This is a genomic window from Stenotrophomonas sp. ATs4, from assembly GCF_051861585.1.
Classification (GTDB): Bacteria; Pseudomonadota; Gammaproteobacteria; order Xanthomonadales; family Xanthomonadaceae; genus Stenotrophomonas; species Stenotrophomonas maltophilia_AS.
In genome coordinates this window covers 147,013-171,915 of record NZ_JBLYPK010000009.1, presented here as the reverse complement: position 1 = coordinate 171,915, position 24,903 = coordinate 147,013, and the positions used below count along the sequence as shown (strand labels likewise).

The 24,903-nt window shown below is 67.1% G+C and carries 20 protein-coding genes and 1 tRNA gene; 15 read left to right on the top strand and 6 right to left on the bottom strand.

Features of this window, described 5'->3' with window-relative positions; all coding sequences use genetic code 11:
- Positions 1-4 precede the first annotated feature (4 nt).
- The 4 genes from ABR323_RS16870 to gmk all read right to left on the bottom strand — a co-directional run bounded on the left by ABR323_RS16870 (position 5) and on the right by gmk (position 3,917).
- On the bottom strand, positions 5-391 hold the full coding sequence (locus ABR323_RS16870; protein WP_025874214.1) for a RidA family protein: 387 nt from the start codon (positions 389-391) through the stop codon (positions 5-7).
- Between the two features lie 181 nt (positions 392-572).
- Positions 573-2,735 carry a RelA/SpoT family protein gene (locus tag ABR323_RS16865; protein WP_135274952.1) on the bottom strand — a complete coding sequence of 721 codons (2,163 nt, stop codon included), beginning with the start codon at positions 2,733-2,735 and terminating at the stop codon, positions 573-575.
- Between the two features lie 106 nt (positions 2,736-2,841).
- Positions 2,842-3,141: a DNA-directed RNA polymerase subunit omega gene (gene rpoZ, locus ABR323_RS16860; protein ID WP_042614409.1), complete on the bottom strand. Its 300-nt coding sequence runs from the start codon at positions 3,139-3,141 to the stop codon at positions 2,842-2,844.
- A 110-nt stretch (positions 3,142-3,251) separates the two neighbouring features.
- Positions 3,252-3,917 (bottom strand): guanylate kinase, encoded by a 666-nt coding sequence (gmk, locus tag ABR323_RS16855; RefSeq protein WP_135274953.1) that lies wholly within the window; start codon positions 3,915-3,917, stop codon positions 3,252-3,254.
- Between the two features lie 291 nt (positions 3,918-4,208).
- Here gmk and fdnG point away from each other — a divergent pair, with 291 nt between their 5' ends.
- The 8 genes from fdnG to selD all read left to right on the top strand — a co-directional run bounded on the left by fdnG (position 4,209) and on the right by selD (position 14,688).
- Entirely contained in the window at positions 4,209-7,277 is a 3,069-nt protein-coding gene (gene fdnG / locus ABR323_RS16850; protein WP_439450126.1) for a formate dehydrogenase-N subunit alpha, read from the top strand.
- A gap of 10 nt (positions 7,278-7,287) precedes the next feature.
- Positions 7,288-8,205 carry a formate dehydrogenase subunit beta gene (fdxH, locus tag ABR323_RS16845; protein ID WP_439450125.1) on the top strand — a complete coding sequence of 306 codons (918 nt, stop codon included), beginning with the start codon at positions 7,288-7,290 and terminating at the stop codon, positions 8,203-8,205.
- The gene (locus tag ABR323_RS16840; RefSeq protein ID WP_135274956.1) at positions 8,202-8,849 is read left to right on the top strand and encodes a formate dehydrogenase subunit gamma; all 648 of its coding nucleotides are present in this window, start codon (positions 8,202-8,204) and stop codon (positions 8,847-8,849) included. Before fdxH ends, ABR323_RS16840 begins: the two co-directional genes overlap by 4 nt.
- 273 nt (positions 8,850-9,122) lie before the next feature.
- Positions 9,123-10,106: a formate dehydrogenase accessory protein FdhE gene (gene fdhE / locus ABR323_RS16835; RefSeq protein WP_439450124.1), complete on the top strand. Its 984-nt coding sequence runs from the start codon at positions 9,123-9,125 to the stop codon at positions 10,104-10,106.
- Positions 10,107-10,109: 3 nt separating this feature from the next.
- Positions 10,110-11,534: an L-seryl-tRNA(Sec) selenium transferase gene (gene selA / locus ABR323_RS16830; protein ID WP_439450123.1), complete on the top strand. Its 1,425-nt coding sequence runs from the start codon at positions 10,110-10,112 to the stop codon at positions 11,532-11,534.
- Positions 11,531-13,462, top strand: coding sequence for a selenocysteine-specific translation elongation factor (selB, locus tag ABR323_RS16825; RefSeq protein WP_439450122.1), 1,932 nt, complete (start codon positions 11,531-11,533; stop codon positions 13,460-13,462). Before selA ends, selB begins: the two co-directional genes overlap by 4 nt.
- A gap of 24 nt (positions 13,463-13,486) precedes the next feature.
- Positions 13,487-13,582 (top strand) — tRNA-Sec (locus ABR323_RS16820).
- 26 nt (positions 13,583-13,608) lie between these two features.
- Entirely contained in the window at positions 13,609-14,688 is a 1,080-nt protein-coding gene (gene selD, locus ABR323_RS16815; protein WP_439450121.1) for a selenide, water dikinase SelD, read from the top strand.
- A 57-nt stretch (positions 14,689-14,745) separates the two neighbouring features.
- Here selD and ABR323_RS16810 read toward each other — a convergent pair whose 3' ends face one another.
- Positions 14,746-15,606, bottom strand: a complete 861-nt coding sequence (locus ABR323_RS16810) for a YicC/YloC family endoribonuclease (RefSeq protein ID WP_439450120.1) — start codon at positions 15,604-15,606, stop codon at positions 14,746-14,748.
- Between the two features lie 124 nt (positions 15,607-15,730).
- Between ABR323_RS16810 and rph the strand changes: the two genes are divergently transcribed.
- The 7 genes from rph to pepQ all read left to right on the top strand — a co-directional run bounded on the left by rph (position 15,731) and on the right by pepQ (position 23,022).
- A complete protein-coding gene (gene rph / locus ABR323_RS16805) occupies positions 15,731-16,456 on the top strand; it encodes a ribonuclease PH (RefSeq protein ID WP_012512000.1) in 726 nt (241 codons plus the stop codon).
- Positions 16,453-16,842 (top strand): VOC family protein, encoded by a 390-nt coding sequence (locus ABR323_RS16800; protein ID WP_439450119.1) that lies wholly within the window; start codon positions 16,453-16,455, stop codon positions 16,840-16,842. Before rph ends, ABR323_RS16800 begins: the two co-directional genes overlap by 4 nt.
- On the top strand, positions 16,839-17,435 hold the full coding sequence (rdgB, locus tag ABR323_RS16795; RefSeq protein ID WP_439450118.1) for an RdgB/HAM1 family non-canonical purine NTP pyrophosphatase: 597 nt from the start codon (positions 16,839-16,841) through the stop codon (positions 17,433-17,435). Before ABR323_RS16800 ends, rdgB begins: the two co-directional genes overlap by 4 nt.
- A gap of 56 nt (positions 17,436-17,491) precedes the next feature.
- On the top strand, positions 17,492-18,718 hold the full coding sequence (gene hemW, locus ABR323_RS16790) for a radical SAM family heme chaperone HemW (RefSeq protein ID WP_439450117.1): 1,227 nt from the start codon (positions 17,492-17,494) through the stop codon (positions 18,716-18,718).
- 246 nt (positions 18,719-18,964) lie between these two features.
- The gene (locus tag ABR323_RS16785) at positions 18,965-21,244 is read left to right on the top strand and encodes a DUF1631 family protein (protein WP_439450116.1); all 2,280 of its coding nucleotides are present in this window, start codon (positions 18,965-18,967) and stop codon (positions 21,242-21,244) included.
- Positions 21,241-21,615: a PilZ domain-containing protein gene (locus ABR323_RS16780; RefSeq protein WP_439450115.1), complete on the top strand. Its 375-nt coding sequence runs from the start codon at positions 21,241-21,243 to the stop codon at positions 21,613-21,615. Before ABR323_RS16785 ends, ABR323_RS16780 begins: the two co-directional genes overlap by 4 nt.
- A 75-nt stretch (positions 21,616-21,690) precedes the next feature.
- Entirely contained in the window at positions 21,691-23,022 is a 1,332-nt protein-coding gene (pepQ, locus tag ABR323_RS16775; RefSeq protein ID WP_439450114.1) for a Xaa-Pro dipeptidase, read from the top strand.
- 558 nt (positions 23,023-23,580) lie between these two features.
- Here the strand turns inward: pepQ and ABR323_RS16770 are convergent.
- The gene (locus ABR323_RS16770; RefSeq protein WP_439450168.1) at positions 23,581-24,903 is read right to left on the bottom strand and encodes an aminopeptidase P N-terminal domain-containing protein; all 1,323 of its coding nucleotides are present in this window, start codon (positions 24,901-24,903) and stop codon (positions 23,581-23,583) included.

Sequence of the window (24,903 nt, the reverse complement as noted above, 5' to 3'; positions counted from 1 at the left end):
GCGGTCAGTCGATGACCATCACCGCGTCGACCTCGAAGTTGGCGCCCTTCGGCAGGCCGGAGACTTCGATGGTGGAACGGGCCGGGAACGGGGCCTGGAAGTAGTCCTGCATGACCGCGTTGACCTTGGCGAATTCAGCCAGGTCGGTCAGGTACAGGCCCAGACGCACGACCTTGTCCAGCGAACCACCGGCGGCTTCGGCCACGGCCTTGAGGTTGTCGAAGGCGCGGCGGGCCTGTGCTTCGACGTCACCGACGCCGACGATGTCGCCGGTGGCCGGGTCGAGCGGAATCTGGCCGGAGAAATACACGGTGTTGCCGGCGCGCACGGCCTGCGAGTACGGGCCGATGGCGGCGGGGGCCTTCTCGGTGTTGATGATCTGGCGGGACATGGTCGCTCCGGTGCGTTGGGGGAATACAGAGCGGTGATTGTACCGGCTGGGGCTGCATCCACGCATGGCGTGGATCTACCGCGCCGCTTCGGTAGTGCCGGCCGCTGGCCGGCAACCCATGGATCCTCGGCTGCATCGCGATTGCCGGCCAGCGGCCGGCACTACCGGGTACGCGCGGGATCTACTGGCGGCGCACCGCTTGCACCACCGACAGGCGGCGCAGGCGGCGCATCACTTCGGCCAGATGGTTGCGGTCGCGCACCTGGATGTTGAACGCCAGCACGGCGGCGTTGAAGTCGCGGTCCAGGTAGTCCACGCGCTCGATGTTGGAGTGGCTCTGGGCGATGGCGGCGGCCAGCTGCGCCAGCACGCCGGTGCCGTTCTCCACTTCCACCACCAGCGAGGTGTCGTAGTCGCCGGAGACGGTGGTGTCCCAGCCGATCGGCACCCAGCGCTCGGGCGATTTGCGCAGTTCGGCCAGGTTCGGGCAGTCCATGCGGTGCACCACGATGCCCTTGCCGGCGGTGTGGTAGCCCATGATCTCGTCGCCGGGAATCGGCTGGCAACAGCCGGCGAAGGTGACCACGCCGCGCTCGCTGCCGTTGATCAGGATCTTTTCCTGCGAGTGGTGGCGCGAATGCGGGCCGCCACGCAGTTCGGCGTAGGCCATCAGCGCCTGCGCGGCCTGGGTCGGCATCCAGTTGCCCAGCGCGACTTCGGCCAGCAGCGCCTCCAGGCGCGGGAAGCGGTGTTCGGCCAGGAACGCATCCAGGCGCCCCTTCGGCAGCCGCTCCAGCGACGAATCCATCGCCTCCAGCGCACGGTCGAGCATGCGGTGGCCCAGCTGCACGGCATCTTCGTGCTCCAGCTGCTTGAGCTGGTGGCGGATGGCGGTGCGTGCCTTGCTGGTGACCACGAATTCCAGCCACTGCGGTTTCGGCGTGGCCGAGCGCGCGGTGATGATCTCCACCGACTGGCCCGATACCAGCTTGGTGCGCAGCGGCACCAGTTTCTTGTCCACGCGCGAGGCCACGGCCATGTTGCCGACATCGGTGTGCACGGCGTAGGCGAAGTCGAGCGCGGTGGAGTTGCGCGGCAGCGCCAGGATCTTGCCCTTCGGGGTGAACAGGTAGACCTCGTCCGGGAACAGGTCGACCTTGACGTTGTCGAGGAACTCCAGCGACGAACCGGCAGCGCGCTGCGAGTCGATCAGCTCGACGATCCAGGCATGCGCACGGCTCTGTGCACTGTTGGGCGAATCGCCACCAAACTTGTAGGTCCAGTGCGCGGCCACGCCGCGTTCGGCGATCAGGTCCATTTCCTCGGTGCGGATCTGCACCTCGATGGGCGAACCATACGGACCGAACAGCACGGTATGCAGCGACTGGTAACCGTTGGCCTTGGGAATGGCGATGAAATCGCGGAAGCGCCCGTCCAGCGGCTTGAACGCGGCATGCACCGCACCCAGCGAGTGATAGCACTGCGGCACGCCACGCACCACCAGGCGGAAGCCGAACACGTCCATCACCTGGTCGAAGGATTTGTTCTCGTCGCGCATCTTGTTGTAGATGCTCCACGGGGTCTTGATGCGGCTGACCAGGCGGTGCTCGATGCCCTCCTTGGCCAGGCGCTGCGACAGCTGCACTTCCACCTGTGCCAACGCCTCGCGGCGCACCACCGGCTGGCTGCGGATGTGCTTTTCCAGGATCGCATGGCGCCACGGGTACAGCGCCTTGAAGCCCAGGTTCTGCAGTTCGCTCTTGACCAGGCTCATGCCCAGGCGCTGGGCGATGGGCGCATAGATTTCCAGCGTCTCGCGGGCGATGCGGCCCCGCGCTTCGCGGCTCTGCGCGCCCAGCGTGCGCATGTTGTGCAGGCGGTCGGCCAGCTTGATCATGATCACGCGCAGGTCGCGCGACATGGCCAGCAGCATCTTGCGGAAACTCTCGGCGGCGGCCTCCTGGCGGTCGCGGAACTTCAGCTTGTCCAGCTTGGTCACGCCGTCGACCAGCTCGGCCACCGCTTCACCGAACTCGGCCGACAGCGCCTCACGGGTCAGCGGGGTGTCTTCGATGGTGTCGTGCAGGATCGCGGCGATCAGCGCTTCCACGTCCAGGCCCAGCTCGGCCAGCACCTGGGCCACGGCCACCGGATGGGTGATATAGGGTTCGCCCGACTTGCGCGTCTGCCCAGCGTGCGCAGCGGCTCCGACTTCCCACGCACGGCGCAGCAGCGGCAGCTGCTCGGGCGGCAGGTAGTGGGCGGCGCGTTCGAGCTGGAGGACGTAATCGGGTACGGCGGCAGCGGGGACTGCGGCGACCTTGGCAGTGGGGCCTGGGTTCATGGCCAAAGCCTATGCCAGCGCGCCGTTTACGGCAAATCCTGAATGCGAAACAGCCCGCACGGGGCGGGCTGTTCGGCGTATCCAGCGTAGACGTTGATCGAAGCGATCAATCGTCGTTCTTGGACATGTCTTCGTCGGCGACCACTTCAGCGGCGGCCCACTCCAGCGCTTCGCGCTCGGCACGCTCACGCTCGGCCTTCTCGACTTCGTCGATCAGCGCGTTGTCGATCCTGCGGGCAGCGATCTCGCGCAGCGCCAGCACGGTCGGCTTGTCCTCGGTCTCGCTGTTGTCCAGCGTGGCCTGCACGCCATTGGCGAGCTGACGGGCGCGCTTGGAGGCCATCATCACCAGCTCGAAACGGTTGTTAACGACTTCCAGGCAATCTTCTACGGTAATGCGGGCCATACGGGCTCCCGGCGACCGGTCGGCCGCTCAGTCGAATGAGGGAAAGGGGACGGAGTGTACTGGCAGGGGCTGGACAAAATCAAGCCAACCCCTGCCCGATTCTTTTGGAATCAGTCAGTTGCGCCCGGATCCGGCGTCAGCAGGGCCTGGATCAGGCCGGCGTGGCGGACCTTCTGGGCCTCCCGGCGCAGGCGGCTGGCGGTGAAGATGGCGCACAGCTCGTCCACGGCGGTGTCGAACACCTCGTTGACGATGACGTAGTCGAACTCGTTGAAGTGCAGCATTTCATCCCGGGCGGCGCCCAGGCGCTGGGCAATGACCGCCTCGCTGTCCTGGCCGCGCTTGCGCATGCGGTCCTGCAGGGCCTGCTTGGACGGCGGCAGGATGAACACGGTGACCGTGCCCGGTACCAGCTGGCGCACCTGCTGCGCGCCCTGCCAGTCGATTTCCAGCAGCACGTCCTGGCCGGCGGCCAGCTGCGGCTCCACCGATTGGCGGGCGGTACCCTTCCAGTCGCCATGCACCCAGGCATGCTCGAAGAAGTCACCGGCGGCGATCATCTGCTCGAACGTCTCGGCACTGACGAAATGGTAGTGCTGGCCATTCACTTCACCCGGGCGCATGGCGCGCGACGTGAAGGAGATCGACAGGGCGATCTGCGGGTCACGCGCCAGGGTGGCATTGACGATGCTGCTCTTGCCGGCGCCGGACGGGGCGGCAACGATGTACAGCGTGCCGCGCGCAACGGCGTCCGACGGCTTCGACGGGGCGCTCATGCGGGGGATCCAACGGGTTGATTTCGCAAAATTTTTCCTCGGTGTTCCAGATCCGGCGCGGAGGATCGCGCCAGGACGGCGGGGGCTGCGCGGAACATCCTGGAACCAGGCCCGGCAGACGCTTCCCCGGGGGGCGGGCACGCAACTTTACCAGAGCGGCCCCTTTGCGCGCCCGGCCAGCAGGCGGCAGGGCCTTGTGCCACATGGATGTGCGGCAGCCTGTGCTATAACCGGGCCGTACCCACCGACAGCCCGGAGGCGCACGCCTCCTCGCCATCCCAGGAGAACGGCATGCCCTCGATGAGCCGCCGCCAGTTCCTGAAAGTGACCGGGACAACCCTGGTCGGCTCCAGTCTGGCACTGATGGGCTTCGCGCCCGGCATCGCGCTCGCGGAGGTCCGGCAATACAAGCTGACCCGCGCGACCGAGACCCGCAACACCTGTACCTATTGTTCAGTGGCCTGCGGCATCCTGATGTACAGCCTCGGCGATGGCGCCAAGAACGCCGAGCCGAGCATCTTCCATATCGAGGGCGACCCGGACCACCCGGTCAACCGCGGCACGCTGTGCCCGAAGGGTGCCGGCCTGGCCGACATCATCCACAGCAAGTCGCGCCTGCTCTACCCCGAGTACCGCGCGCCGGGCTCGAACGAGTGGAAGCGGCTGAGCTGGGACGATGCGCTGGACCGCATCGCGCGGCTGATGAAGGAAGACCGCGATGCCAACTTCGTGCAGCAGAACGAGGCCGGGCAGACGGTCAACCGCTGGCTGACCACCGGCATGCTGGCGGCTTCGGCCACCAGCAATGAGACTGCGGTGCTGACCCACAAGGTCGTGCGCTCCCTTGGCATGTTGGCATTCGACAACCAGGCACGTGTCTGACACGGCCCGACGGTGGCAGGTCTTGCCCCGACGCTAGGCCGTGGTGCGATGACGAATCACTGGGTCGACATCAAGAATGCCGACCTGGTACTGATCATGGGTGGCAATGCCGCCGAGGCACACCCGTGCGGGTTCAAATGGGTGACCGAGGCCAAGGCACACAACAAGGCCCGGCTGATCGTGGTCGATCCGCGCTTCAACCGCTCGGCCGCGGTGGCCGACGTGTACGCGCCGATCCGCACCGGTACCGACATCGTGTTCCTGGGCGGCCTGATCAACTACCTGTTGACCGAGGACCGCATCCAGCACGAGTACGTGCTGAACTACACCGACATGTCGTTCCTGGTGAAGGACGAGTTCGCCTTCAAGGACGGCCTGTATTCGGGCTACAACGAGGAAAAACGCAGCTACGACCGTTCCAGCTGGGACTACGTGTACGGCGATGATGGCTTCGTGCGCAGCGACCCGACGCTGAAGGACCCGCGCTGCGTCTACACCCTGCTCAAGCAGCACTACGCGCGCTACACCGTGGAGATGGTCGAACGCATCTGCGGCACGCCGGCCGACAGCATCCGCCAGGTCTGGGAGATGATCGCGTCCACCGCCGGCAAGGACAAGGCGATGACCATCCTGTACGCGCTGGGCTGGACGCAGCATTCGGTGGGTGCGCAGAACGTGCGCGCCGGCACCATGGTGCAGCTGCTGCTGGGCAACATCGGCGTAGCCGGTGGTGGCATGAACGCGCTGCGCGGTCATTCCAACATCCAGGGCCTGACCGACATCGGCCTGATGTCCGACCTGCTGCCCGGCTACCTGACATTGCCGAAACAGGACGAGCAGGACTACGACGCCTACATCGCCAAGCGCACGCAGAAGCCGCTGCGCGCCAACCAGATGTCGTTCTGGCAGAACTACCCGAAGTTCCACGTCAGCCTGATGAAGTCGTGGTGGGGCGACGCCGCCACCGCCGACAACAACTGGTGCTTCGACCACCTGCCCAAGCTCGACAAGCCGTACGACATGCTGCAGGCGTACGAGCTGATGAACGAAGGCAAGATCCATGGCTACATCTGCCAGGGCTTCAATCCGCTGGCCTCGGCGCCGAACAAGGGCAAGCTGATCAGCGCGTTCTCCAAGCTGAAGTTCATGGTCAGCATGGACCCGCTGGAAACCGAGACCATCGCCTTCTGGCAGAACCACGGTGCGTTGAACGACGTTGACCCGGGCGCCATCCAGACTGAAGTGTTCCGTCTGCCCACCACCTCCTTCGCCGAGGAGAACGGCGCGGTGGTGAACTCCTCGCGCTGGCTGCAGTGGCACTGGAAGGGTGCCAATCCACCGGGCGAGGCGCGCAGCGACATCGAGATCATGTCCGAACTGTTCCATCGCATCAAAGCGATGTACGAGAAGGACGGTGGTGCGTGGTGGGAGCCGGTGCGCGACCTGGCGTGGAAGTATTCCAACCCGGAACTGCCGACGCCGGAAGAACTGGCGATGGAATACAACGGCAAGGCGCTGGCCGACGTGTTCGATCCGAAGGACCCGACCAAGCTGGTGCGCAAGGCCGGCGAACAGCTGGCTGCATTCGGCGACCTGCGCGACGACGGCAGCACCGCCTCCGGCTGCTGGATCTACATCGGCGCTTGGGGCCCGACCGGCAACATGATGGCGCGGCGTGACAACAGTGACCCCACCGGCATCGGCAACACGCTGGGCTGGGCCTGGGCATGGCCAGCCAACCGCCGCGTGATGTACAACCGCGCCTCGTGCGACGTGGCCGGCCAGCCGTTTGATCCGCGGCGCACGCTGCTGGCCTGGAACGGCAAGAACTGGGGCAGCGTGGACGTGCCCGACTTCAAGGCCGACGAGGATCCGGCCGGCGGCATGGGCCCGTTCATCATGAACCCGGAGGGCATCGCGCGCTTCTTCGCCAAGGCCGGCATGGCCGAAGGGCCGTTCCCGGAGCATTACGAGCCCTTCGATACGCCGCTGCGCAGCAACCCGCTCAGCCCCGGCCAGGCACTGACGCTGAACAACCCGGCGGCACGCGTGTTCGCCAGCGACCGTGCACAGATCGGTTCGCCGGATGAGTTCCCGCATGTGGCCACCACCTACCGCCTGACCGAGCATTTCCACTTCTGGACCAAGCACGGCAAGTTGAACGCCATCATCCAGCCCGAGCAGTTCGTCGAGATCGGCGCGGCGCTGGCCGACGAGCTGGGCATCAACAACGGCAGCCGCGTGCGGGTCAGTTCCAAGCGTGGCCACATCGAAGCGGTAGCCATGGTGACCAAGCGCATCAAGGCCCTGCAGATCGATGGCCGGACCGTGCACCAGGTGGGCGTGCCGATCCACTGGGGCTTCCTCGGTGCGGCCAAGCCCGGATACATCGCCAATACGCTGACCAACGCCATCGGTGACGGCAACTCGCAGACGCCCGAATCGAAGTGCATCCTGGTCAAGGTCGAGAAGGTGTAGGAGACACGCCATGTCACTGCAATCGCTGGACATCATCCGCCGCTCGGCCACCACCACGCCCTCGCCGGAGGCGCGTGGTGCGCACACCTGCCAGGTCGCCAAGCTGATCGATGTGAGCAAGTGCATCGGCTGCAAGGCCTGCCAGGTCGCCTGCATGGAATGGAACGACCTGCGCGACGAGGTCGGCAGCTGCGTCGGCAGCTATGACAACCCGCCCGATCTGAGCGACCAGTCGTGGACGGTGATGAAGTTCCGCGAGTACGAGGACGAGAAAGGCAAGCTGGAGTGGCTGATCCGCAAGGAAGGCTGCATGCACTGCAGCGACCCGGGCTGCCTGAAGGCCTGCCCGTCGCCGGGCGCGATCATCCAGTACGCCAACGGCATCGTCGACTTCCAGGAAGAGAACTGCATCGGCTGCGGCTACTGCGTGACCGGCTGCCCGTTCGACGTGCCGCGCATTTCCAAGAAGGACCACAAGGCCTACAAGTGCACGTTGTGTTCGGACCGGGTGGCAGTAGGCCAGGAACCGGCCTGCGTGAAGACCTGCCCGACCGGCGCGATCACCTTCGGCAGCAAGCAGGCGATGACCGAGCACGCTGCCGGGCGCGTGGAAGACCTGAAATCGCGCGGCTACGAGAACGCTGGCCTGTACGACCCGCAGGGTGTGGGCGGCACCCACGTGATGTACGTTCTGCAGCACGTGGACAAGCCGGAGCTGTACGCCGACCTGCCCAAGGACCCGCGCATCAGCCCGATGGTGGAAATCTGGAAGGGCGTGGCCAAGCCGCTGGGCGTGCTGGCGATCGCCGCCACGGCGTTTGCCGGCTTCCTGCATTACATCGGTATCGGCCGCAACACGGTGAACGATGAGGAAGAGGAAGAGGCCGAGCACGAGGCGAAGAAGATCGAAGAGGAGCAGCGGCCATGAAGTACGCCCCGCATCCGCGGCAGATCATCCGCTACCGCGCGCCGACCCGCATCAACCACTGGATCGTGGCGATCTGCTTCGTGCTGACCGCCTTGTCCGGGCTGGCCCTGTTCCACCCTGCCCTGTTTCCGCTGACCCAGCTGTTCGGCGGTGGGCCGTGGACGCGCATCCTGCATCCGTTCATCGGCCTGGTGATGGTGGTGGGCTTCGCCTTGCTGGCGTTCCGCATGTGGCGCGACAACCTGCCGACCGCCGACGATGGCAAGTGGATGCGCGGCATGCGCGATGTGCTGCGCAACGAGGATGAGAAGCTGCCGCCGGTGGGCCGTTTCAATGCCGGCCAGAAGCTGCTTTTCTGGGCGATCATCGGTTGCCTGTCGGCGCTGCTGCTGACCGGCTTCGTGATCTGGCGGCAGTACTTCAGCCACTTCTTCCCGATCGGGCTGATCCGCTTCTCGGTGCTTGCCCATGCGCTGTTCGGCTGGGTGCTGGTCTGCGCGATCGTGGTGCACATCTATGCGGCGATCTGGATCAAGGGTTCGGTGCGGGCGATGACCCAGGGCAAGGTGACCTATGGGTGGGCGTACAAGCATCACCGGCAGTGGTTCAGGGACCTCCTGCGTGGACGGCGGGAAGAGGGTTAGCGGCAGGGCCTGCGGCCCTGCACCCGCAGAGTCAACGTCAACGTCAACGTCAACGTCAACGTCAACGTCAAAAGCGGGCTTCCTGAGGGATGGAGGGGTGGGTGTCGACCTTGGTCGACACGGTAGATCCACGCCATGCGTGGATGAACGCGGCAATGATCGAAACCGCCGTTCTGTAGAGTCGAGCCATGCTCGACTGCTCTGCCTCGATCACGCTGGACGCCAGCGCTGACAACGGCGAGGATGGAGGCTGGTTCTTCTGGCTGGCCCTGCATGGCGCAACGCATCCTTGAACCCGGTGAGATCGAGACGCTGGCCTCGCGCGATGTCCCGCGCATCATCCTGCCCGATGCCGCGTCCCTGTTCGCCGATCGCGCGGCGCGCCTGCGCAGCCTGGCCGCTCACAGTGCCATCGGCGGTTACCTGCGGCTACTGGCGGCGCTGGCCGATGCGCAGCAGGCGCTGCTGAACGAATTGACGTCGCAGCAACGCGAACAGTTGCAGTCGCAGGCGCGCGCGCAGCAATCGAGCGCAGCAGCCAGAGCCGGTATGCCGTTGCGGCCGGCCAACACGCTTCAACTGGATGGATGCTGGCGCGACTGGCTGCGCACGCTGTGCCGGCACTGTGCCGACGAGACCGGCCTGCCGACGGAAACCCGGCAGGAACTGCAACGTGTCGCCGCGGCCGACGACGCCTGGCTGGATGCACAGGCGCATGCGGTGCTGGAGCGTGATGACGCGCCGTCGGTGGATGCGGTGGCCGCGCTGCTGGTGATGACCGCACTGCAGGTGTACTGGGCGGTGCTGGCGGAGAGCTTCCGCCCTGCCGATCTGAAGCCGCTGGCCGATGCGCCGGGGCTGTGCCCGCTGTGCGGCACCCTGCCGGTGGTGAGCGTGGTGCAGGCGCGCCCACCCTATGCCTCCTATCGCTACCTGTCGTGCGCACTGTGCGCCTGCCAGTGGCACTACGTGCGCGTACAGTGCAGCCAATGTGGTGCCTCCGGCAAGGACATCGCCTACCGGGCCCTGGCTGATGTGGACGGCGACGCTGGCGAAGCCGTGCGCGAGAGCGCGGTGCGTGCCGAAACCTGCGATCGCTGCCACAGCTATCGCAAGATCCTGTACATGGAAAAGGACCCGATGCTGGAGCCGGTGGCCGATGACCTCGGCACGCTGGCGCTGGACCTCCTGCTGGGCGAGGAAGGCTACGCGCGTGCCAGCCAGAATCCGCTGCTGTGGCAATCCGACGGCGACTGACCGATGCCTCACACGCCCCCTGCCACGGCACTGGCCGCTGCCCTGCCCTCGCTGGACCGGCTGCTGCGTCTGCCAGCGTTGTCGGCACTGATCGAAGGTCACGGCCGCAGCCGCATCACCCAGCTGCTGCGTTCGCATCTGCAGATGCTGCGCGAACGCATCAACGCCGCGCAACTGTCGGCCGAGCAACTGCAACAGGCGATTGACGGTCCGGCGCTGGTCGCAGCGCTCGACATCGCACTGGCGGCCGATGCACGGCTGGATCTGCAGCCGATGTTCAACATGACCGGCACCGTGCTGCATACCAACCTGGGTCGCGCATTGCTGCCCGCGGCCGCCGTGCAGGCCGTCACCCGCGCGATGACCGCGCCGGTGGATCTGGAGTTCGACGTCATCCGTGGCCGTCGCGGCGACCGCGATGCACGGGTGCAGGCGCTGGTCTGCGAGCTGACCGGGGCCGAAGCCGCAACCGTGGTCAACAACAATGCGGCGGCGGTTCTTCTGCTGCTCAACAGCCTGGCCAACCGCCGCGACGTGGTGGTGTCGCGCGGCGAGCTGGTGGAAATCGGCGGCGCCTTCCGCATTCCTGATGTGATGCGCAGTGCCGGTGCGCGCCTGCTGGAAGTGGGCACCACCAACCGCACCCATCCGGCCGACTTCGCCAACGCCATCGGCGCACGCACCGCATTGCTGATGGAGGTGCACGCCAGCAACTACGCGATCACCGGCTTCACCGCAAAGGTCGACACGGCGGCAATGGCGGCAATCGCGCACGAGCATGGCCTGCCGCTGGTGGTGGACCTGGGCAGCGGCAGCCTGTGCGATCTCGCCGTGTTCGGCCTGCCGCACGAGCCGACCGTGCAGGAAACGCTGGCGGCTGGTGCGGACCTGGTTTCGTTCAGTGGCGACAAGCTGCTGGGTGGCCCACAGGCCGGCATCATCGCCGGCCGCGCCGACCTGATCGCGCGGATCAACCGCAACCCGCTCAAGCGCGCACTGCGCATGGACAAGATGGGCCTGGCCGCGCTGGAGGCGGTGCTGGCCCTGTACCGCGAACCGGAGCTGCTGGCACAGCGGCTGCCGACCCTGCGCACGCTCTCGCGCACGCAGGACGACATCGATGCACAGGCCCAGCGCCTGCTGCAGCCGATGCGGTCCGCGCTGGCGGCGGATTACATCCTTGAACCTGCACCGATGCACAGCCAGATCGGCAGCGGCGCGCAGCCACAAGCGCAGCTGGCCAGCGCGGGGCTGCGCGTCACAACCGAACGTCGTGGCGGTCTGGATCGCCTGGCCAAGCGCCTGCGCCAGCTGCCACGGCCGGTGCTGGGCCGCATCGCCGATGACGCGCTGTGGCTGGACCTGCGCTGCCTGGAGCCCGCCGACGAAGCGGCCTTCCTCGCCCAATGGAGCACGCTGCAGGCATGATCGTCGGCACCGCCGGGCATATCGACCATGGCAAGACAAGCCTGGTGCGCGCACTAACCGGCATCGAAACCGATCGACTGCAGGAAGAGCGCACGCGCGGTATTTCCATCGAACTGGGCTATGCCTATGTTCCCGTGGAAAGCACGGACGGCGGCGGCCCGGCGACAACGCTGGGCTTCGTCGATGTGCCGGGCCATGAACGCTTCGTGCACACGATGGTGGCTGGCGCCACTGGCATCGATGTCGCCCTGCTGGTGATCGCTGCCGACGACGGCGTGATGCCGCAGACCCGCGAGCATCTGACGATCCTGCAGCTGCTGGGCGTGAATCGTGGTGCGGTGGCACTGACCAAGATCGACCGCGTGGATGCCGCTCGCCTCGCCCGGGTAGAAATCGAGATTGCCGCGCTGCTGGCCGGTACACCGCTGCAGGATTCCCCTGTATTTGCGTGCAACAGCACCGTCCCCGACGATGCCGGCATCGATGCGTTGCGCGCCTGCCTGCATGCGTGGGCGGCGGACACGTCCAGCGCACGCCAGGCTGAACTGCGCAGCGAGCTGTTCCGCATGCCAGTGGACCGCGTGTTCTCGCTGGCGGGCCACGGCACGCTGGTCACCGGTGCAGTGCACGGCGGCATCGCCACTGTGGGCGACCACCTGCAGCTGATGCCCGCCGCCACCGCCGTACGCGTGCGCAGCATCCACGCGCAGAACCAGACCAGCGACCACGCCGTGGCCGGGCAGCGCTGCGCGCTGAACCTGGCCGCCATCGCTCGCGACGACATCCGCCGTGGCGACTGGATCGCCGACCCGCGCGCCCTGCTGGCGACCACCCGCGTCGATGTGCGGCTGCGGCTTTCCCCACTGGCTGCGCCGTTGCGCGACTGGGCGCCGCTACACATCCACTGGGGCACGATGCACCGGCAGGCCCATGTGGTGCTGCTGGAGGACGACGACCACGGCAACGGGCAGTTCGTGCAGCTGGTGTTCGATGCACCGGTCTGTGCGTTGTGTGGGGATCGCTTCATCGCTCGCGATTCAGCGGCCACCCATACGCTGGGTGGTGGCATCGTGCTCGATCCGGACCCGCCACAGCGGCGTCGGCGCAGTCCGGCACGTCTTGCATGGCTGGAAGCATCGGAGCAACTGGCCGCGGGTGCGGGAATCGGCCCACTGTTGCAGCAGGCGCCGTTCGGCATTGCCATGGCCGCGCTGCAACGCTACTGCCGGCGCGCCGCCGACCGGATCGATCTGCCTGCAGATGCGCGGCGCATCGTCACCCGCGATGACACGGTGGTCATCCTTGCTGCGCACTGGCAGGTGCTGCGCGAGCAGCTGATCGCCTCGTTGCGTGGCTGGCACGAGCGACGCCCGGACGAACCCGGTGTCGACAGCGGGCGCCTGCAGCGCAGCACCCTGCCCGCATTGGCAGCAGGGCTGTGGAACGCCCTGCTGCAGGACCTGCTTGAAGACGGCCTGGTGCAGCGCGCGGGCGCCTGGTGGCGCCTGCCCGGCCATGACCATGCGCCACCGGAACGCGAACGCCTGCTGCTCGAACGCGTGTTGCCACTGCTGCACGCCAGTGGCTTCGATCCGCCGTGGGTGCGCACCCTGGCCGCCGACATCGGTCTCGCTGAAGATGAGGTCCGCGCCGTCCTGCGCCGCGCCACCGCACGCGGCGAGCTGTTCCAGGTGGTACCCGACCTGTTCTATGCACCCGCGCGCATTGCGGAACTCGCCGCCATCGTCGCGCAGCTGTCACAGGCCAGCGGCACGGTGGATGCGGCGGCCTTCCGCGATGCCATCGGCCTGGGCCGCAAGCGCAGCATCCAGATCTTGGAGTTCTTCAATCGCGTTGGCTACACTCGACGCGTCGGTGACCTGCATCGGCCGCGCGGCGATCTGCAGTGGAACGCCAGCCACGGTTGAGCGCACCGGCATCGGCGTACTTTCGGAAGGCATGCGCATCCGGGCATGCGGCTGGGCTTCAAACCCAGTAGGGGGCGTCGATCGTTCCCTGGTAGGTTCGACTCCTGCTGCCTTCCGCCATTCGTGTTTCCGCAGGAGATGTCGGCATGGCCACGCACGCACAGTCCCCCGCTCCTTCAACGGCCGATGCCCCGCAACGACTGACGTCTCTCGCGCATGGCGGCGGCTGTGGCTGCAAGATCGCGCCGGGCGTGCTGAGCGAACTGCTGCGCGGCGTTCCGGCGCTTCCGGCACCGGCTGAACTGCTGGTCGGCCGCGAGACCAGCGACGACGCGGCGGTGTACCGCCTCGATGATCGCCAGGCAATCGTGGCCACCACCGATTTCTTCATGCCGATCGTCGACGACCCGTTCGACTTCGGCCGCATTGCCGCCACCAACGCGCTGTCGGACCTGTATGCGATGGGCGCGCGCCCCTTGTTCGCGCTGGCCATCGTCGGCATGCCGATCAACACGCTGCCACAGGACACCATCCGCGGCATCCTGCAGGGCGGCGAACGCGCATGCGCCGATGCCGGCATCGTGGTCGCTGGTGGCCACAGCATCGATTCGGTGGAGCCCATCTACGGCCTGGCCGCGATCGGCGTGCTCGACCCGCAGCGGCTCAAGCGCAATGCCGATGCCCGCGCCGGCGATGTGCTGGTGCTGGGCAAACCGTTGGGCGTGGGCGTGTATTCGTCGGCGCTGAAGAAGAACATGCTGGACGCCGACGGCTACCGGCAGATGATCGATTCGACCACCCGCCTGAATGCCGCGGGCGTGCCGCTGGCCGCGCTGGACGGCGTGCATGCGATGACCGATGTCACCGGCTTCGGCCTGCTCGGCCATCTGCTGGAAGTGTGCCGCGCCAGTGGCGTGGCTGCCGAGGTGGACAGTACCCAGGTACCGCTGCTGCCACAGGCCTTGGAACTGCTGCAGCGTGGCTGCGTGACCGGTGCCTCCAACCGCAACTGGGCTTCCTATGGCGCCGAGGTGCGCTTCGCCGAGGGCTTGCTCGCCCATTGGCAGCCACTGCTGACCGACCCACAGACCAGCGGCGGGCTGCTGGTGTCCTGCGCCCCGGAAGCGGTGGATACGGTGCTGGCCTGTTTCCACGACGCAGGATTCGGCCATGCCGCCGTGGTCGGGCGCTTGGGCGAAGGGGCGCCGGGCGTCAGCGTGCGCTGATGCGCTGAAACGACAAGGGCGCCCGAAGGCGCCCCTGCTGCATCGCTGGATGCAACATCACTCGATGTTCTGCACCTGCTCGCGGATCTGGTCGATCAGCACCTTCAGCTCCACCGCGGCATTGGAGGTGCGGCTGTCCACCGACTTCGAGCCCAGCGTATTGGCTTCGCGGTTGAACTCCTGCAGCAGGAAGTCCAGGCGACGACCGACCGGCTCGCGCTGCTTGAGCACGCGGCGGATCTCGACGATGTGGCTGCCCAGACGGTCCAGCTCTTCATCCACATCCAGCTTCTGCAGCCACAACACCAGTTCCTGCTCGGCGCGGCCCGGATCGACCGGGTGCGGCAGATCAGCCAGGCGTGCGGCCAGCTTGGCGCGCTGACCGTCGCGAATGGCCGGAATCAAGGTGCGCACTTCGGTGGCGATACGCTCGATGCCGTCCACGCGCTCGGCAATGGCCGTGGACAGCTTGTCGCCTTCACGTTCACGGGCGGCAACAAAGCCGTCCAGCACCTGCTCCAGCAACGCCAGCGCCTCGGCCTGCAGGGCGGCAGCGTCGGCGGCCTCGCCCTGGGTCACCCCCGGCAGCTGCAGCAGCTCGGTGAAGCTGACCTGCAGGTTGGGGAAATCGGAGGTCATGCGGTGTGCCAGCTGCCCCAACTGGCCCAGCAGCACCTCGTTGATCTGCAGGCTGGCGGCGCTTTCCGGCGCACGCAGGCGCATGACCAGATCCAGCTTGCCGCGGCTCAGGCGGGCGGAAATGCGTTCGCGCAACTGCGGCTCCAACGCACGCAGTTCCTCGGGCAGGCGGGTGCCCACTTCCAGGAACCGGTGGTTGACCGAGCGCAGTTCGCAGCCCAGCGTGCCCCAGGTCGTGGCGCGCTCGCCGCCAGCATAGGCCGTCATGCTTCGAATCATGGAATGTGTCCGGTGCGTGCAAAGGGGGAATGGTACCCTAGCGCCCTCACCAGAGCCCCCTTGCCCGCCCCGTGAAGGCCGCGGGCGCGGCGGCGTACTCCCTTGCACTTACGGAACCCGCACCATGTCCGATTCCCGCCCCAGTGGCCGCCAGCCCGACCAGCTCCGTCCGGTCGTCATCCAACGCGGTTTCACCCGCCACGCCGAAGGTTCGGTGCTGGTCTGCTTCGGTGAAACCCGCGTGCTGTGCACCGCCAGCGTGGAAAACCGCGTGCCAGGCTTCCTGCGTGGCAAGGGCGAAGGCTGGGTAACCGCCGAGTACGGCATGCTGCCGCGCGCCACCCACACCCGCAGTGACCGTGAAGCTGCGCGTGGCAAGCAGGGCGGCCGCACCCTGGAAATCCAGCGCCTGATCGGCCGCAGCCTGCGCGCCTGCGTGGACCGCAACGCGCTGGGCGAGCGCACCATCACCCTCGACTGCGACGTGCTGCAGGCTGACGGCGGCACCCGCACCGCTGCCATCACCGGCGCTTATGTCGCCCTGGTCGACGCAGTGAACGTGCTGATGAAGCGCGGCGACATCAAGCGCAACCCGATCCTGGGCGCAGTGGCCGCCGTGTCGGTAGGCGTGTACCGCGGCACCCCGGTGCTGGACCTGGACTACGCCGAAGACAGCGACTGCGACACCGACATGAACGTGGTGATGAACGACGGCGGCGGCTTCATCGAGCTGCAGGGCACCGCCGAAGGCCATGCCTTCCGTCGCGATGAACTGGATGCACTGCTGGGCCTGGCCGAAAAGGGCGTGCGCGAGCTGCTGGACGCGCAGCAGGCAGCGCTGTCGGCATGAACCGGCGCCTTGCCCTGTCCACCCTGGTGGTGGCCGACTACGACGAAGCCATTGCCTGGTACACCGGCAAGCTCGGCTTCGCGCTGTTGGAGGACATCGACCAGGGCCACAAGCGCTGGGTCGTGGTCGGCCCGACCGACGGCAGGGCCGCCGCCCTGCTGCTGGCCCGCGCCAGCGACGAGGCGCAGCGCAGCCGTATCGGCAACCAGACCGGTGGCCGGGTTGCTTTCTTCCTCAACACTGACGACTTCCACCGCGACCACGCGGCGATGCTGGCCGCCGGTGTGGAGTTCCTGGAAGCGCCGCGCGAAGAACCCTATGCAACGGTCGCGGTGTTCCGCGATCTGTATGGCAACACCTGGGACCTGCTGGAGCCCCGTCAATGAAGCAACTGGTACTGGCCAGCCACAACGCCGGCAAACTGGTGGAGATGCAGGAAATCCTCGCCGACCTGCCGCTGCAGATCACCTCGGCCGCCGAACTGGGCCTGGGCGATGTGGAAGAGACCGGCCTGACCTTCGTCGAGAATGCGCTGCTGAAAGCACGCGCGGCCTGTGAAGCGACTGGCCTGCCGGCGCTGGCCGATGATTCGGGCCTGATCGTCGATGCCCTCGGCGGTGCGCCGGGGCTGTACAGCGCGCGCTATGCCGGTCACCCGACCAATGCCGCAGCCAACAACGCCAAACTGCTGGAGGCGATGGCCGACATCCCCGATGGTCAGCGCAGCGCCCGCTTCTATGCGGTGATCGTGCTGCTGCGCCACGCCACCGACCCGCAGCCGTTGATCTGTGAAGGCCGCTGGGAAGGCCAGATCATCCGCGAACTGCGTGGCACCAATGGTTTCGGCTACAACCCGGTATTCCTGGACACCACCCACGGCCTGACCGCCGCGGAAATGGAGCCGGCACTGAAGAACGCCATCAGCCACCGTGCCATTGCCCTGCAGCAGCTCAAGCAGCAGCTGGCGACGCTGTACTGACGCCACCCGATCGAACCAGGGAAGCCGGCCAACGGCCGGCACTACCGAAGAAGCCCATGCCGCACGCCCACGACCACTGCAACCACCTGCCCGGCGAAGCCTGCTCCGCCGACCACGACAGCCCGCCGCGGCTGGTGCCGCCACCGCTGTCGCTGTACGTGCACCTGCCGTGGTGCGTGCGCAAATGCCCGTACTGCGATTTCAATTCGCACCAGGCCAAGGGCGAGCTGCCGTTCGAGGCCTACATCGACGCCCTGCTGCGCGATCTGGACCAGGACCTGCCGCTGGTCTGGGGCCGGGTGGTGCACAGCGTGTTCTTCGGTGGTGGTACGCCCAGCCTGTTCCCGCCCGAGGCGATCGACCGCTTCCTGCAGCAGGCCAGCGCGCGCCTGCGCTTCGCGCCCAATGCCGAAATCACCCTGGAAACCAACCCGGGCACCGCCGAACATGGCCGTTTCGACCGCTACCGCGCGGCCGGCGTGAACCGCCTCAGCTTCGGCATCCAGAGTTTCGACGATGCGATGCTCAAGCGCCTGGGCCGCATCCATGACAGTGGCGAAGCCGAGCGCGCGGTGAAGATGGCGCAGGACGCGGGCTACGACAACTTCAACATCGACCTGATGTACGCGCTGCCGGAGCAGACCCTGGCCGGTGCCGAGGCCGACCTGGAACGTGCCTTCGCACTGCAGCCGGCGCATATCTCGCACTACCAGCTGACCCTGGAACCGAACACCGTGTTCTTCGCGCGGCCGCCGCAGGGCATTCCCGATGAAGACAACGCCTGGGACATGCAGGAACACTGCCAGGCCCTGCTGGCACAGGCCGGTTTCGGCCAGTACGAAGTCAGTGCCTACGCCCGCCCCGGCCGGCAGAGCGCACACAACCTGAACTACTGGCGCTTTGGCGATTACCTGGGCATCGGCGCAGGTGCACACGGCAAGATCAGCTCCGGGGCCGAAGAACACGTACTGCGGCGCTGGAAGCTGAAGCACCCGCAGGCCTACCTGGACAGCGCCGGCAGCCCGGCCTCGTTCGGCGGCGACGAGGTGATCGCACCCGAGCGGCTGCCGTTCGAGTACATGCTGAATCTGCTGCGCCTGCACGAAGGCTTCGGTCTGCGCGATTTCGAGTCGCGCACCGGGCTGCCGCGCAGCGTGTTGGACGCACCGCTGGCCGAGGCCGTGCAGCGCGGCTGGCTGGAAGTGACCGATGGCCATGTGCAGCCGACCGAGCTGGGCCGCCGCTTCACCAACGATGTGGTGAGCCTGTTCCTGGAGGAATGAGCCGCCTGCGCAATGGGTAGTGCCGGCCGCTGGCCGGCAATCCGGTGAAGACAGATCTGCCGGCCAGCGGCCGGCACTACCGCTCATCCGTCGGGCATGGCCCGGCGTTACCCAGCAGGCAAACGCCCGGTAGCGCCGGGCCATGCCCGGCGAACAGTACGCACATTCACCCTAAAGTAGCGCCGACAGCGGCCGACACGGTAGATTCACCAGATCGATCCGCGGGAATCCGGGTACCGCCTGCAGATGTCAGCTGTCTTTTCCATCACCCCTGCCGACAAAGCCCGCCTGGCCGCAAGCGACCTGCCACCACGGGTGCGCGAACTGCTGGGCGCGTTGATCGGCCTGTGCCGGCAGACGCTGGCCGCGCCCCTGATCCTGACCGTCGAAGCGCTGGAGCAGACCCTGCTGCACGACGCCGATCGCGCACGCAACCCACAGCAGCAATCCGAGCTGATGGCCCAGCGTGGGCAGCTGCATGCGTTCTCCGGGCACTTTGCCGACCGCATGCTCGAGGCCGTGGCCGATGCGCTGGCACGCCTGCACGGACCGGTCAGCGGTGTGAGCGCCAGTGCAACGCCGCCTGCGCTGCCGGGCATGCTCGGGCTGTCGCTGGTCGATGAGCATGAAGTGGATCGCGACCTGCTGCTGACCGAGATGGTGCGACGGGAGACGCTGCGTTCGACCAATACGTTGAACCTGCTCGGCCAGCGTTTGGGTGTCTTGGCCGCAGCGCCGGCGTTCGAGGCCGACACCCTGCCGCTGGCACCGCAGGCACTGTGCGCGATGGTGCGCCGGATCGCCGAACAGGATGCGCTGAGCGTCGAGGTACAGCTGGCGCTGTATCGCAGTTTCGAGCGGCAGGTGCTGGAACGGCTGGGCGATATCCTTGACCGTGCCAATGCCCTGCTGGCCCAGTCCGGCGTACTGCCGGGGCTGGTCTACACCCCCTACCTGGCGCGCTCGTCGAGCACGCGTCGGATCATCACCCAGTCGGTGGGGGGCGGCCGTACCACGCAGCCGGCCAAGCGCGCCGCTGCGCCCCTGACCGGTTGGAACGGTTCGGCACCCGCCGGCTCCTGGTCCAGCCTGGTACAGGACGCCTTCCAGGAGGGCGGCGCGCCCGGCCCCGCCACGCCGGGCGTGACCACGTCCACCGGCAGTGCATTGCATGAGCTGCTGCAACAGGCACGCCATGCCACCGCGACACCTGCGGACAGCGGCGCGGTGCCCAGCGCAGCAGTCGACGCCGTACTCGCGCGCCTGCAGGCCCAGTCCAGTGCCGCCACGGGCGTGGCCGACCTGCAGGCGGCCGTGGTCGCCCAGCTGCGCAGCGAGCACGGCGCGCAGGCCCAGTTGGGCAGCCACGACCGCGACAATCTCGACCTGCTGCGTCTGCTGATGCAGCAGGTGCAGCAGCAGCAGCGCCCCGACCCGGTGCCTGCCGCACTGCTGGCGCGCCTGCAGGTACCGCTGGCGCGTGCTGCGATGGCCGACCCGGGCTTCTTCGTGCGCGACGAACACCCCGCGCGTGAGCTGCTCAACCAGATCGCCGAAGTCGGTGCCAACTGGCTGGGCGACGATGATGTCGACCCGCAGCTGCTGCAACGCATGGCGCAAAGCGTGCAGGGCCTGATCGGCCAGGATGCGCGCGCACCGGAAGCCTTCACCGCCGCCAACGAAGACGTGCAGCAGCACCAACGTGCCGCTGCGCATCGCGCCGAACTGGCCGAGCGCCGCCACGTGGAAGCCGCACGCGGCAAGGAACGGCTGGAACTGGCCCGGCGCCAGGCCACCGCACGGATCGACCAGTGCTGCGAGGCGCAGGAGCCACCCCGCTTCGTGCAGACCCTGCTGCGCCAGGCCTGGGCCGATGCCCTGACCCTGACCCGGCTGCGCCATGGCGACGACTCGCCCCAGTGGCAGGAGCGCCTGCAACAGACCGAGCGCATTGCCGCGGTGACCGCACAGCCGGTGGACGCCGCAGCCGGCACCGATACCGTACTGGCCGCCGAAGTGGAAGCGGCCTTGCTGCAGGTCGGCTACCACGCCGAGGAAGCCGCTGCCGTGGCCCGTCGCCTGGCCACGCCCGGTGGTGAGGACGACAGCACCTCGCGTACCGAGCTCAGCGCCCGCCTGAAGGCTCGCGCACGCCTGGGTGAACATGCCGGTACGACTGCCGGCACGGCGGCCGCCGCGCCGCGCAGCAATGCCGAAGAAGCGGCGTACCAGCAGCTGTCGACGCTGCCGTTCGGCAGCTGGTTCGATATCGACAACGCTGACGGCACCCTGCGCCGCCAGCGACTGTCCTGGTACAGCCTGCTGACCGGTCACGCGTTGTTCGTCAATGCACGCGGGCAGAAAATCACCGACACCGACCTGGATACGCTGGCCCGGCAGATCAGCGCTGGGCATGCGCAACTGGTCACCGAAGACAAGGGCCGGCTGGTCGACCGCGCCTGGCAGGCCAGCCTCGGCACGCTGCGCGCGCTGGCCAGTGACCGCACGCAGGAGACCCACGCATGAGTACTGTCCCGCCGCAGGACACGCGTCGTGCACCGCGCCGCCAGGTTTCGGACCTGGTACCGGTCACCGACCAGATGCGCGAATGCGTGGTCGGCCGCCTCGGCAATGTGTCCGAGACCGGCATGTTGATGCTGGCCAGCGCCCCGCTGCGCGAAGACGCGCTGTACCAGTTGCGCTTCCCGCTGCCGATGGGTGATGGCCGCCAGGAAGCGATCGATGTGGGCGTGCATCTGCTGTGGAGTGAACCGGCGCACGTGCCCGGGCAGAGCTGGACCGGCTTCCGTTTCCTGACCCTGTCACGCGAACATCGGCAGCTGCTGCGCCAGTGGGTGGGCGAAGACATCGACGAAGGGCCGGTTTCGACGGCCTGAGTGCCGGTTCCGGCACAGCGGTTTTTCGCGGTATGCGGCAGAATCTAGGGCCGTTTTCCGTGTCGAGCCACCGCAATGATCCAGCAAGACCCCGGCGCCCTGTATTCCGACCACCTGGCCGTGCTGTGCCGACGCGCCGAACAGGCGCTGGCTCGCGGCGGCTTCGATCATCTGGTCGTGCCCAGCGGCACCCTGCACTACCAGGTGTTCGACGACCGCGACTATCCGTACGCGGTGAACCCGCAGTTCAAGGCCTGGCTGCCGCTGACCCGCGTGCCCAACAGCTGGATCGTGTTCACCCCCGGCAAGCGCCCGGCGGTGATCTTCCACCAGCCGTTCGATTACTGGCACGTGGTGCCGGACGCCCCCAGCGGCTGGTGGGTGGAACACTTCGACATCCACATCATCCGCAAGCCCGAAGAGGCGCTGGCCCTGCTGCCGGCCGACCCGTCGCGCTGCGCGATCCTCGGCGAGCCGCAGAGCGCGCTGGGCAACTATGTGCCGAACAACCCGGCGCCGGTAGTGAACTACCTGGAATGGCACCGCGGTAGCAAGACGCCGTATGAAATCGCATTGATGCGCCAGGCGCAGGTGCTGGGCGTGCGCGGCCACCGCGCCGCCGAAGCCGCGTTCCGCAACGGCGCCGACGAATTCAGCATCCACATGGCGTACTGCCAGGCCGTGGGCCAGGATGCCAACGAGCTGCCGTACGGCAACATCGTGGCGCTGAATGAACATGCCGCCGTACTGCATTACACCGAGCTGGGCCGCAAGGCACCGCAGCCGCTGCGCAGCTTCCTGATCGACGCCGGCGCCAGCGCCTACGGCTACGCCAGTGACATCACCCGCACCTACGCCGCTCAGGGCCACGACGAATTCGCCGCGATGATCGCTGCCGTCGATGCCGCCCAGCAGCAGATGTGCGCGGCGGTGCGTCCTGGCTTCGACTACAAGCAGCTGCATGTGGACGCGCATCTTTCGCTGATGGGCGTGCTGAAGGATTTCGGCGTGATCAAGGTCTCGCCGCAGACCGCGCTGGAAACTGGCGTCAGCGCCGCGTTCTTCCCGCACGGCATCGGCCACCTGATCGGTCTGCAGGTGCACGACGTGGCGGGTTTCGCGGCCAGCGACGAAGGCGGCCGCATCGAGCGCCCAGCCGGCCACCCGTACCTGCGCCTGACCCGCGTGCTGGAACCGGGCATGGTGGTGACCATCGAGCCGGGCCTGTACTTCATCGACATGCTGTTGAATGAAGTGAAGGACGCCGGCCACGGCGATGCGATCAACTGGGAGCGCGTGGACTTCTTCCGCCCGTATGGCGGCATCCGCATCGAAGACGAAGTGCTGTGCACCGAGGGCGAAGCGGACAACCTGACGCGGCCGGAGTTTGCGGCGGCGAACGGCTGAGCCCCTCGTGGTGTGACGCTCAGAGCAAAAGCCGCGCTTGGCCGGGGGGGTAGGCCATGCAGGGGACGCTGCAAGTACGTCCCTGTAAGCTCGATGGCGCCATCCATGGCGCCAACGCCCCTGCATGGCCTACCCGCCCCACCTTTGACAGTTTCCTGCGCGCGTCCAACCGCGGAAAAGAAAAAAAGAAAGGCAAAAGCGGGTCGCTTGCTGCGCTCGCTCTGTGTCGACCAAGGTCGACACCTACCAACGGCCGCGCGTCCCAACAATCGCAGTTGCCAGTAGATCCACGCCATGCGTGAATGATTCATTCGATATCTGACAGATGTGCCGACCAACGGTCGGCACCCACCAACAGCCGCATGAACCTGTCGAAGGCGGGGTATTGTGGGTTTGCGGCGTGTGAGCCGCATGGATGCGGCGACCAAGCCCCCATGGATGGGTTTACGGCGTCCCCGCAAACCCACAGTGCCCCGCCATCCCACGGATAGCCCGCTGTTGCTGTTGCTCCAGCTGTTGCCTCTGCAGGTGCAGGGCTGCAAGCCCTGCCGAAACCCCTTACCCCGCCATCACCGCTTCGATCTCGTCAGCGCTGCGCGCCAGGCCTTCGGTCAGCACGCGATGGCCATCATCGGTGATCAGCACATCGTCTTCGGTGCGGATGCCGATACCGCGCCAGCGCGGTTCCACCGTCGTGTCGTCCACGCCGATGTACAGCCCCGGCTCGATGGTGAACGCCATGCCCGGCTCCAGCAGGCGCGAATCGCCGGCCAGGCGGTAGTCGCCCACGTCGTGCACGTCCATGCCGATCCAGTGCCCGGTCTTGTGCCGGTAAAAGCGCTGATACAACCCTTCGGACAGGTTCTTTTCCAGCGTGCCCTTCAGCAGGCCCAGCCGCAGCAGGCCCTCGGTCAGGGTCTGCACCGCCGCCAGGTGACCCATCTCGTAGGCCACGCCCGGTTTGGCCTGGGCCAGTGCCGCGGCCTGTGCATCGCCAACCAGGTCATGCAACGCGCGCTGCTCGGCACTGAAGTGGCCGTTCACCGGGAAGGTGCGGGTGATGTCGCTGGCATAGCCGCGGTACTCGGCACCGGCGTCGATCAGCACCAGTTCGCCATCACGCGAACGTGCGTTGTTGTCGCGGTAATGCAGGATGCAGCCGTTGCGGCCGGCACCCACAATGCTGCAGTACGCCGGCACGGCGTCGTTGGCACGGAACACGCGCTCCAGTTCGGCCTGCAGTTCGTACTCGTGGATGCCCGCCCTCGCTGCCTTCATCGCCGCAAGATGCGCGCGCACGCTGATCTGCGCGGCATGGTGCATCAGCGCAATCTCCGCACCGGACTTGAACAGCCGCTGCTCGTGCAGCAGGTGGCCCAGCTCCAGGAACTCATGCGGCGGCTGCGCGCCGTGGCGCACCTGCGAGCGCACACGGTTGACCCAGCCGATCAGCTTCAGGTCGAAGTCGGCATCGCGACCGAAGTGGTAATAGACGCGCGAGCGACCTTCCAGCAGGCCCGGCAGGATCTCATCCAGATCATCGATCGGGTAAGCATCGTCCATGCCGTACTGCGCCACCGCGCCTTCCTGGCCGGCACGGCCACCGTCCCAGGCTTCGCGCTCGGCATCGCGCTCGCGGCAGAACAGGATGGCCTCGCCGTGGCGGCGGCCGGGAATCAGCACCAGCACCGCTTCCGGTTCCGGGAAGCCGCTCAGGTACTGGAAATCCGAATCCTGCCGGAACGGGTAATGGGTATCCAGGCTGCGCACCTTCTCGGCTGCGGCGGGCAGCACGAGAATCGCGTCCTCGCCGGCCATGTCCATCAGCTGGCGGCGGCGACGCTTGTACTCGCCGGCCGCGATGCCGGTGCGCTGCTTGAT